This is a genomic window from Leucobacter sp. OH1287, assembly GCF_003859945.1.
GTDB lineage: Bacteria > Actinomycetota > Actinomycetes > Actinomycetales > Microbacteriaceae > Canibacter.
In genome coordinates this window covers 1-2,734 of record NZ_RQYM01000026.1, presented here as the reverse complement: position 1 = coordinate 2,734, position 2,734 = coordinate 1, and the positions used below count along the sequence as shown (strand labels likewise).

General features: G+C 56.9%; 2 protein-coding genes and 1 pseudogene. All 3 read left to right on the top strand.

Translation table 11 applies throughout. The features are described 5' to 3' along the window. Positions 1–320 precede the first annotated feature (320 nt). Entirely contained in the window at positions 321–560 is a 240-nt protein-coding gene (locus tag EII30_RS08770; protein ID WP_158608705.1) for an LPXTG cell wall anchor domain-containing protein, read from the top strand. Positions 561–670: 110 nt separating this feature from the next. After that, on the top strand, positions 671–2,146 hold the full coding sequence (locus EII30_RS08765) for a SpaH/EbpB family LPXTG-anchored major pilin (protein ID WP_124886963.1): 1,476 nt from the start codon (positions 671–673) through the stop codon (positions 2,144–2,146). A 114-nt stretch (positions 2,147–2,260) separates the two neighbouring features. Next, a pseudogene (locus EII30_RS09120) lies at positions 2,261–2,734 on the top strand (class C sortase); the annotation flags it as partial.

Genomic DNA, 2,734 nt, shown 5'->3' with positions numbered 1-2,734 from the left:
TGTTGTCCTTTCAAGTGATGCCAGTTAATGCTGGCAGTCTACATTCTGGACTCTAAAAACAGCCGGATCTAAAAACAGGGGTCAGGCCAACACCCTGAATATCCCGGCGCCAGCGGATATTCACCTGCGTGGCAAACTCTATTGCGAATACCAGGGTTCCGAGACATCGCAACCGCGGGGCTACGTCGCTGAGTACCAGGCGACTATTCCGCGGGGCAGTGACACCGCCACCTCGCTAGTGCACAACGGCTACTGGCTCAACGACAACTGTCGATTGTTGGTGGATCGTGATGATCCACCGCCCGGCTATGTTTGGGCTGATGAGGACACCTGGCCGACAGAGCGAGCGCCTGAAAAAAACCAGGATCACCGGGCCTGAAACCTGGCGATTCCAGCTGCAGCTCGCACCCGCGCCAGCCCCAGCTCTGCCGCTAACCGGTGGCACGGCGGCGATAACCTACACGCTGATCGGAGCTGGTGTGGGGGCTGCCGCGGTTGCCTCCGCTATCTGGCGGAACAGGGCTATGCGAAGGCGAGAGGAGTCGCGCCAAGCAGTTTAGAACTTGACAGCGTCGGCGCACCAGGGGATGCGTCGACACAGTCTAGAGGAATTTGTTATCCCCCACGGTGTTACACAACACCACTCAAGAAAATCAGGTAGATAAGGAAAATGAAACAGTCACTGTTTAAAAAAACAGCGGTGTTGTTTGGCGCCGCTAGCATCGCGGTTGCCGGGCTTCTAGTTCCCGCGGCTGCGCAGGCAAACACCGGCAATATCGACGCTACAAAAAACGGCAAAGCAACCCTGACCATTCACAAGTTCAAGGCTGATGACGCTAACCAGAACCAGCGTCAGACAAACGAAAACGGCGTAAAGCTTGACGCGAGCACGCTCGGCACCCCGCTGGAGGGCGTAGAGTTCACGCTGACTCGGGTTGCGCAGAAAAACAGCACAGAGATTGACCTCTCAACCCCGGCAGGCTGGAACCTGATTAAGGACCTGAAGGGCAAGAGCGCAGCCGAGCAGGTTGCTGCCGTCAAGGGTCCGGAGTACATTCTCGGAGATAAGGTGACGAACCTGACTGCGGCAAACGGTGAAGCTGTTTACAGCAACCAGCAGTTTGGTCTCTACCTGGTTGAGGAGACTAAACCGGGTAACAACAACGTCACCGCTCCCGCAGAACCATTCCTGGTGACCCTGCCGCTCGCTAACGGCTCAGGCTGGAACTACGACGTGCACGTTTACCCAAAGAACACCGTTGGTGAGGACATTTCCAAAACCGTCACCGCAACCAACGAAGAGGCAGTCTGGACAGTAAACTCGCCAGTTCCGGCGCTCGCAACCGGCCAGACCGGATACACTAGGGCGGTCGTCTCCGATGACCTCGACAGCCGTCTCACCTACAAACAAGGAACTGCAACCGTCGGCTTTATTCGAGCTGGCGAGTCAAACGTGACAGCGTTCGATCCGGCTGACTTCAACGCGGCCTTCACCGGGCAGAAACTCACCGTGACACTCACAGACTCTGGGCTCCGCAAGCTCGCTGCTGGCACCCTGCAGGTGAAGTTTACAACCACCGTCACCGACGGCGGAAGCATCCAGAACACCATCGTTAGCAACATCAACGACAGCACCTTCGATGTGAAGCCAGGTACCCCGAAAACCCCAGAGGTTTACTACGGATACTTAAAGCTCAACAAGCAGACCGCTGCTGCGCCGAAGCTGCCGCTTCAGAACGCTGAGTTCGGTATCTACGCATCCGAGGATGAGGCACGAGCAGGAAACAACCCGGTTGCGCGGATTAAGACGGGGGCTGACGGATCCGCAACCCAGCAGCTGCTGCTCGGAAACAAAGACGCGGTGAAAACCGTGGGCGGCACCTCAAAGGTCTTTTATGTGAAAGAGCTTGTTGCGCCTGCCGGTTACGTGCTTGACGAGACCGTGCGTCAGGTAACCGTCACAACCGCGCACACCAAGGCTGCGCCAAGCGTTTTGACCGTGGACAACGAGAAAGCTCTGGTTCCGGGTCTGCCGCTCACCGGTGGACAGGGTGCAACCCTCCTCGCGGTAGCCGGCGGTGCGCTGGTGATCGCTGGTATTGCAGTCGCTGTGGTTCGTCGCCGCAAGCAGGCAGCAGCGCACTAACACGCTGCGCGGCAGGCAGTGGCACGGAGCTTAGGCGACCTAGCGGGATGAACAACTGGCCAGGGGATCCGAGCTCCGTGCTACTATAACTCCGCAAGTTAAACAAGGAACAGCATGACATCGGCAGCACAGCAAGCAGAGCAAAAACGGCAGAAATGGCGTCTGGATAAGATGTCGTTAATTCCGGTCACGCTCGGTCTTGTTGGGCTGCTGGTGGCTTGCTATCCGGCGATTGCGTCGTGGTTTAGTCAGGTTAACCAGTCCCTTTTGGTGGATGATTATGCGACCCTGATCGATCACGCAGAACCGGATAAAACAGAACAGATCAGACTCGCCCACGAATACAACAAAGCCCTGCAGGCAGGTGCCGTGTTTTACGGTGGGGATAATAAAGCAACCGGTGAGGGCTCAAGCAGTGACGCTTCAGAGCTTAACTATCGGGATATGCTGCACACCCCGGACAGTTTGGTGATGGCTAGACTGCGTGTTCCTAGTGCAGGGGTTGATTTGCCGATCTATCACGGCACCAGTGATGCGGTGTTAAACGTTGGTGTCGGCCACCTGGAGGGTACCTCTCTGCCGGTTGGT